Here is a 7,375-nt window from a genome sequence, read left to right on the forward strand (position 1 = left end):
TACACCCTCGAAATGACCGCATAACCCAGCCGATTCTATTCCTTCACAATCGACCGCCAACAACTTGGCAATACCCGCCCGCGTATTTCTCGACCCAGCGGTTGAGAGTTGCATGATCCAAATCCACGCCGCGTTCGGCCATGATCTCTTCAAGGTCTCGATACGAAACGGGAAATCGGACGTAGAAATACACGGCGTACAGGATCACGGATTTCGGGTACTGCGTGCCTTTGAAACTGATCAAACCTTCAATCCTGACTGCGTCTCGGGGAATTGTGGGGTCTGGCCCGACGCGCCCGGCAACGCAACTGAAATCCAAAAGTTTGCGATACTACGCGACGCGCGGCATACGGAGTGTTGTCGCCATGGAGCGCGCATCAGGATCGCTTATTGAGACCTGCGTTTCACCCGTCTCATCCATGCGATTCTCGATTGATGTGTAGCGGGTGGCTTCCTTTTGCAGATGGTCCAGCTCTCTGAGAGCCCGCTCCATACGCGCTTCCGGCATCACTGTACCGGTGTGCTCAAACACCTCGTTGGCGCGATCCAACTCGTCAAGATACCGTTCAATGGGCTTGTCAATCTCACCCAGATTCTGGCGCGGTTTGCCACGCGTGTAATTCTTGGCCTTCGCATTCAACGCCTTGAATCGGCTGCCATCAATGGTTACGAGGTTCCCTGTTCTGATCGACGTCGGGCGCGAACTCTCTGGCAAGGTCATCGAGTTCCATTGCGGTCCTTTCGGCAGAGTTTCCGAGTTGCATGAAAGCGTCTCGCGCTCGCATTTATGAAAGAGAGAATTGTTGGTTATGTCGCCAACTTTTGGGTGTTGGGCAGGCTGACGGTGTTGTGTTAGGAGAGCACCTCTTCACGTTGAAGGTTCGGCATGTACAAATCAAGCTCGCCGTCTTTGCAAACCACGGATCGCGAGCACGATGAGCGCAAATGAAATCACCAGACAGGCCGAGATCAGTGTTCCAATCACCGCAACCGACGGTACCAGCGGTGAATAGTTTGTCGCCGTTCGCGTGAACAACCAAACTGGTAGGGGTGTATCCGGTCCGGATGTGTAGATCGATAGCGGCAAATTCGACCAGGACAACAGAAACGCGAAAAGCCCTCCGGAAAAAATGCCGGGCCACAGGGCGGGCAATGTGACCTCTCGGATGACTTGCCAATTGTTTGCACCCAGATCGCGCGCAGCCTCTTCCTGTGTAGGATCATAGCCAAAGAAGCGGATGGAAATGATCAATGTGACGATCGGTACAATCCAGACAAGGTGCGCAAGGATTGCCGTCTTCCAGCTTGGCGACAAACCGACCGCATTCAGAGATAATAATAGCGCGAGCCCAAGAACCGGTTGCGGAAAAAAGATCGGCAAGACCAGAAGCCGTTGAAACAGGCTCCGCCCACGCCAATCAAAGCGGGCAAACGCAACTGCGCCAAGCGTGCCCAGAATGACGGCAAAGATCACCACGAAAAAGGCGATCCAAAACGAGATTGAGTGGATTTGCCATGTTGTGAAAGACGCGATGGCTTCGCGATAAGCATCGAGTGTCCAGACTTTGTGTGGAAAGCGCATATAGCGCGTATTGGCCATTGACGCGAGCAGGACGGAAATGATCGGGATATACAAAAACGCCAGTATCGCGACAATCCAAAGCGCCCGCAATGCGCCCGTGTGACGTCCCTGCATCACCGGCCCGTCAACTTGTTGAGATCAAGACGCGATAAAACCGGCAGCACGATAAGGGCAGTCACCGCGATGACGATCACGGTGAGCGCCGCGCCCATTGGCCAATCCTGCGCATAGTTAAAGCGCTGTTCGATGGCAGCGGTGATGACGGTGACAGCCCGACCGCCGAGAATGGCCGCTTCGGCGTTTGCACCAAGGCACAGCACAAACGTCAAAAGCGCGCCAATCATCAACCCGGGTGCGGCCAACGGCAGTTCAATTTCCCGAAATGATTGCCAGCGGTTTGCTCCCAGATCCCGCGCCGCTTCAATGCGATCCGCAGGTATCAGACTGATCCCCAGGAGGAGCGGAAACAGCATGAACGGCAGATGGATATAGATCATGCCGAATTGTGCGGCGGCCCAAGTGTTCATAATCGATCCGATCTGTATGCCAAAAACAGCATTGAGCGTTCCCGCGAGAATGCCACCGCGCGGCATCAGAAAGACGGACATTCCGAAGAGACGGACACTTTCCGAAATGAATATCGGCAATGCGATAAGGGCTGACGTGACCGATGCCCACTTCCCCGCATATCGGTGCAGGATCACAGCTGTTGGCCACGCCAGAATTGCGGTCACAACAGTGGTGGTCGCAGCACCCATCAAGGACCACATCAATGGGCGGCCGTAGCCGTCGGTGAAAGCAGACCGGTAGTTCTCCAGCGTCAGATCACCGGTCAGCCCAAAAGTTCGACTCGGCATCAGACTATACCAGGTCACGATAAGGATGGGTGCTGCAAAGCACAGCATCATGAATACAGCGACTGGGGCTGCAAACCAGCGACCAGGCGTGGACCGTGTGTTCATGTCTCCATCCATGCGATATCCTGTGTTGCGAAGGAAAAGGAGTGGGTGCTTCCGATCAGCAGATCGGGTGCGGTTCCAGGGATCTCTGATATCAGTATCGCACCAGTTTCGGACGATAGGTGCACTTGCGTTCTTGACCCAAGCATGAGGCGTTGGGTGACGGTCAATTGAGCTGAGATGTCACCGGCTCCTTGAGCAAGAGCCTCTGGGCGCACCATGGCATAGGCACCGCCCGGTTTAGCGATAGGCTGGCCGATCTCGACAAAGGCTGCCTGACCGTCTCCTTTGTTCTCGACGGTTAGAATATTCACTTCCCCCATGAACGACGCAACAAACCGGTTTGCAGGTGCGCCATAGATCTGGGCAGGTGTGCCGGTCTGGATAATCCTTCCATCCTGCATGATTGCGATGCGGTCGGACATCACCATGGCCTCTTCGAGGCTGTGGGTGATATAGACAAAGGTCCGTCCGGTGCGTTGATGAAGTTCCTTGAGTTCGACTTCAAGCGTCTTGCGCAGGCGGTAGTCGATGGCTGACAGCGGTTCGTCGAAGAAAAGGATTTCCGGATCGGAAGCAAAGGCGCGCGCCAAGGCCACGCGCTGCCGTTCACCGCCAGAACATTGCGTCACCGAACGGGAATAATACTCCGCAGGCAAGCGAACAAGTTGGAGAAGCTCCATCGCGCGAGCGCGCCGCGCCAGTGCTGGAACGCCCTTCATCTTCATGGCAAATTCGATGTTTTGACCGACGCTGCGATGATCAAACAGGGCAAGCGATTGAAACACCATCGCAGTGGGTCGTTTGTTGGCAGGCGTGTCGGTGATGCGCGCTTCGCGTAGAAACAGATCACCTCCGCTGGGTGTTTCCAAGCCTGCCAGCAGGCGCACCAGTGTAGACTTGCCACTGCCCGATGGTCCGACAATTGTAAGAAACTCGCCTTCGGGGATTGTCAGCGAAACATCGTCGACAGCCTTGGTCGTACCGAAGGTCTTTGACAAACTGGCCAGTGACAAAATCACTGGCCGGTCGTCATTTTTCGCGATGTCTGGTGGCACCTTTAACCCCGTTCGCGCATGGCAGCCGAATAGATGTCATACAAACGGTCGTAGTCTGGCACGATGTCGAACTCGACGGCGTTCGCAATCCGCTGGTCGAACTCGTCCCACTGGATCGCCGCAAGTTCCTCGGATGAGAACCGTGCCATGAGATCCGGGTTCGACATCTGGCTCACGGGCTGTAGATTGCCATTCCCGCGGGCCACCAACTCGGCCGCATCCACAGTCGTGATGAATTCGAGCCAGTCAAACGACGCTTCCTGGAAATCCGGGTTGTTCACTGCGGAATTAAGCTCGATCCAATTGATGCCACCTTTGCCATCGGCAGGGCCACTGTTCGGCGTAATCGCGTAGAGTTCTGTGACCCCCTCTAGCCGCGCGGCGGCAGTCGTATAGGTCCCACCCGTGAAATACATGTCAATTTCGCCATTGAGAATGGCAAGATTAAGCTGCACAAAGTCTGTAGTAATCAGCGCGGCATTCTCGATCCACCGCTTACATGTCTCTTCGAATTTGGCGATATCTTCTTCAGATTTTTCTTTGAACGGATGGATGCCTGCGCCCATGCAGATGTCCATGACATTCCAGTCCTCATAAGCCAGAATGCCATAGCGACCGGCAAAATCGGGGTTGTTGAACAAATCCCATCCTTCGTCCTGCGCCAAAGCAGGCGAAATGACGTCTGGATTGATCACGAAATCAAAGGTTTCATAGCGCTGCACAATGCCCAGAAGGTGCTCTTCATCCTCGCTCATCGCCCATTTGTAGGGCATCTGGAATTTGGGTTTCATCTCGGCGTACAGCGGCTCGAACCGTTCGCGCGGCAGATCTTTGATCAGGCCGGCGGGCCACATGACGTTTCGGGCCCAAGGGTTATTGACGTTTATGAAATCCCAGACAGATGTCTCACCTGCGCGCAGACGGTTTACAGAGCTTGGATCGGAAATGTGAATTTCGTACCGAACGTCGACGCCCGTCTGTTCTTTCCACAGCGCGAGGAGATTTGGATCGGCATAGGCGTCCCAGGTCAAAAGAGACAGCGGTCGACTGGATTGCGCGGCAAGACCACCGGGCAAGGCTGCGGCTGCCATGCCAGCGGCAACACCTTGCAGGAATTTTCGCCGGTGCGACGAATGTTGCATCGGGCGACTCAGCGGATTGCGCGCGGCAAGTGACGAAAGAGTGCGATCTTTATTCATTGAATGTTATCTCCCTGTTCGTATTGCGAACATTTATTCGCATAGCGCATTCTCGCAATCACGTTCCGCGAGTCAATACGTAGTTTGATATTCAGCGAAGCGCTCATTGTCTGTCCTGTCTGCCACATGCGCCAATTCGCCCAATTTGTGAGCAACATAAATATCAGGGAAGCGTTCCGGAAAAGCTTCGAGCAGTGTCTTGTCGGCGGAAAACGCTTTCAGCGCTGCTTCAAGGCTGTCAGGCAGGCGTTTAAGACCTCGGTTCTCCAAGTCTGTCTTCGAGAGCAGCGAAAGGTCTTCTTCGGTGGCCCGATCCGCTTGCAATCCCTCCTCAATTCCAATGGTGCCGGCCCCCACAAGAGCAGCAAGCGCCAGATAAGGGCTGGCTGCTGCATCCGCCGCCCGAAATTCGAAATTGAATTGCCGGGCCTGGGCATCGGGATCACGTGCGCTAACCGGGCAGATGCGAATGGCGGCTTCACGATCCTGCGCCCCAAGGTTGTTATACGCAGCGCTCCATCGATGCGGTACAAGGCGCAAGGCCGAGATCGCCGAAGGGGCCGTCAATGCCGAGACCGCGTTCAGATGCCGCAAAATACCGGCGATGAAGGACGATGCGGGCTTGGACAGGCCATCTTGCCCCGAGACATCGTAAGTCACCGGCGCGCCGTCCGTCGTCCAAAGGCTAAAATGGATGTGAACGCCATTTCCCACAACCTCGGACCCGGTCAAAGGCGAGAAAGTTGCCCCCTGCCCCATCGCGTTGGCTGTGGCACGGGTGATTTCGCGCAGCAACGTCGCTTCGTCGGCGGCACGCAGAGCAGACGCAGGAGGCAGAGTGACTTCAAACTGATCAGGGCCGTATTCACGCAGAAAACTGTCAGGCGTGATCGCAGCACCTTCCAACGCCGTCAGCAAAGCCTCTGCGAAAGGTTGAACCTCGTTGAACCCCTGAAGCGAGAAAGCCCGCGTGCCGGATCCACCAGGCAACATGAACTCATGCTCAAACGTAGCGCGCAGTTCCAGCCCGCTCACCTCGTTAAAGCGGGCGAGAGTGCGTTTCAGAATACTCCGTGTGCAACATTCCCAAGCCGTGCCATCCAGTTCCGTGATGTCGCCCATCAGAAAAGACATGGTCCGGCCTTCCGGCAAACTGCACTGCGCCAGCGTTTCCTTGTCAGGCCATAAAACCAGATCCCCGAGCGCACCATAAGGCGATTCCGCGATGGTATCGAAACAGGTGATCTGCGCATTCGTCGGCGTCCAGCCTATACCGCGCGCAATCTTCTTTTCGAGATCGGCCGTGGCGAACCCTTTGCCACGCACCATCCCGGCCAGATCGCTTGTACAGGCCATGGTCAACGCTGCGTCCATTGTCGCCTCCTCTTGCACCATCTGGCTATGTTGTGAAAAGTAATTGGGGATAGCAATGCCTTTTGGCCAGACGTGGGAGCGGAAATTGCAGGCAACGCGCCTATTGTCCAAAATTGATCCTGACCCCGTTTTTTTGAAAGCGGGACACTCCGACTGGGTGCTGACGGTTGAACATGCTGGCCGCGCCATTCCTGCGGCATTGGGGGATCTGGGCCTGCCTGCGGGCGAGATTGATCGACATATCGGCTGGGACCCCGGCGCGCTTGATCTGGCCTTGGCTTTGTCAGACCGGCTCGACGCGACTGTTATCGCGCAGCGCTACAGTCGGTTGGTGATTGATTGCAACCGCCCGTGGGAGTCGCCTGATCTTGTTCCTGTGATCAGCGACAAGACATTGATTGCCGGAAACCAGATCGGGCAAAACGCACGCAAGGCGCGCTGGGACGAAATCCATTCACCTTTTCATGTGGCCGTCACCGAGGCGATGGACCGTGGCGCAAAGCAACTCATGGCTATTCACACCTACGATCCGCAACGTGATGTGGACGCAGCATTGCGACCCTGGCCAATTGGCCTTCTTGCGCGTGTGTCCAATCCGTTGTTCGATACCTTGAAGGTCAACCTGCCCGGCGTCGCGGCCGTGGCACCATTGGGAATAAACAACCCTTATGAAATCGAGACGGGTTCAGACTATACCATCCCGCATTCCCCAAGTAGATCTCTGATTTCGCTGTCTTGAACGTGATATTTTCTATATATATCATGGCGTTGGTTGCTGCGGAGGATGTGTTTCATGGATCACCCAGAGGGTGCGGGCTTGCAGCGGGCAGATCGTGTGGATTTTGACCCTCGCGTGCGGCTGGAATTCCGGGGCGCTCAGCTCAGTTCGGATGGCGGCCTTCTGGTGATGCGCGAGCTTGATGACGCGCTCGGTCTGTCCAATCTGGCGTCTGCTGCCCTGTGCGATAATCGCCGTGGCAAGAACACGATCCACCGGCTCGACGGGCTGTTTCGGCAATCGGTCTACGGCCGGTTGGCAGGATACGGGGACGTCAATGACGCCGACCGTCTCGCGCTCGATCCCGTGATGCGCCAGGTTGTCGGTGGCCGTGCCGTCGATGCGCATGCCGCATCCACGTCGCAGATGGGCCGGTTCGAGACCGAGGGACTGGCGACCGCAGAGAACCGGGCGGCTCTGTCTGA

Annotated in this window: 7 protein-coding genes and 2 pseudogenes; 2 read left to right on the forward strand and 7 right to left on the reverse strand. The window is 56.0% G+C overall.

Annotation, left to right across the window (positions count from 1 at the left end):
* Positions 1–79: 79 nt before the first annotated feature.
* From LC354_RS25245 to LC354_RS25275, 7 genes and pseudogenes are all read right to left on the reverse strand, one after another.
* Positions 80–244: pseudogene (locus LC354_RS25245) on the reverse strand (IS6 family transposase); the annotation flags it as partial.
* Positions 245–337: 93 nt separating this feature from the next.
* A pseudogene (locus tag LC354_RS25250) lies at positions 338–673 on the reverse strand (IS5/IS1182 family transposase); the annotation flags it as partial.
* A gap of 222 nt (positions 674–895) precedes the next feature.
* On the reverse strand, positions 896–1,696 hold the full coding sequence (locus LC354_RS25255) for an ABC transporter permease (protein ID WP_223428732.1): 801 nt from the start codon (positions 1,694–1,696) through the stop codon (positions 896–898).
* Positions 1,696–2,544 carry an ABC transporter permease gene (locus LC354_RS25260; protein WP_223428733.1) on the reverse strand — a complete coding sequence of 283 codons (849 nt, stop codon included), beginning with the start codon at positions 2,542–2,544 and terminating at the stop codon, positions 1,696–1,698. The genes LC354_RS25255 and LC354_RS25260 overlap by 1 nt, the downstream gene beginning before the upstream one ends.
* Complete coding sequence (locus tag LC354_RS25265) at positions 2,541–3,599, reverse strand: ABC transporter ATP-binding protein (RefSeq protein ID WP_223428734.1); 1,059 nt, start codon at positions 3,597–3,599, stop codon at positions 2,541–2,543. The genes LC354_RS25260 and LC354_RS25265 overlap by 4 nt, the downstream gene beginning before the upstream one ends.
* Before the next feature lie 2 nt (positions 3,600–3,601).
* Complete coding sequence (locus LC354_RS25270) at positions 3,602–4,798, reverse strand: ABC transporter substrate-binding protein (protein WP_223428735.1); 1,197 nt, start codon at positions 4,796–4,798, stop codon at positions 3,602–3,604.
* A 72-nt stretch (positions 4,799–4,870) separates the two neighbouring features.
* A complete protein-coding gene (locus tag LC354_RS25275; RefSeq protein WP_223428736.1) occupies positions 4,871–6,172 on the reverse strand; it encodes a glutamine synthetase family protein in 1,302 nt (433 codons plus the stop codon).
* Positions 6,173–6,257: 85 nt separating this feature from the next.
* On the opposite strand from LC354_RS25275, the gene LC354_RS25280 reads away from it, so the two are divergent.
* Both LC354_RS25280 and LC354_RS25285 read left to right on the forward strand, forming a co-directional pair.
* Positions 6,258–6,911: an N-formylglutamate amidohydrolase gene (locus LC354_RS25280; protein WP_223428737.1), complete on the forward strand. Its 654-nt coding sequence runs from the start codon at positions 6,258–6,260 to the stop codon at positions 6,909–6,911.
* A 54-nt stretch (positions 6,912–6,965) separates the two neighbouring features.
* Positions 6,966–7,375: transposase (locus tag LC354_RS25285; protein ID WP_223421634.1), on the forward strand; the 410-nt coding region annotated here is incomplete at its 3' end.

Origin of the sequence: Tateyamaria pelophila, from assembly GCF_019966495.1 — a bacterium.
In the GTDB taxonomy this organism is placed as follows: Bacteria; Pseudomonadota; Alphaproteobacteria; order Rhodobacterales; family Rhodobacteraceae; genus Tateyamaria; species Tateyamaria pelophila.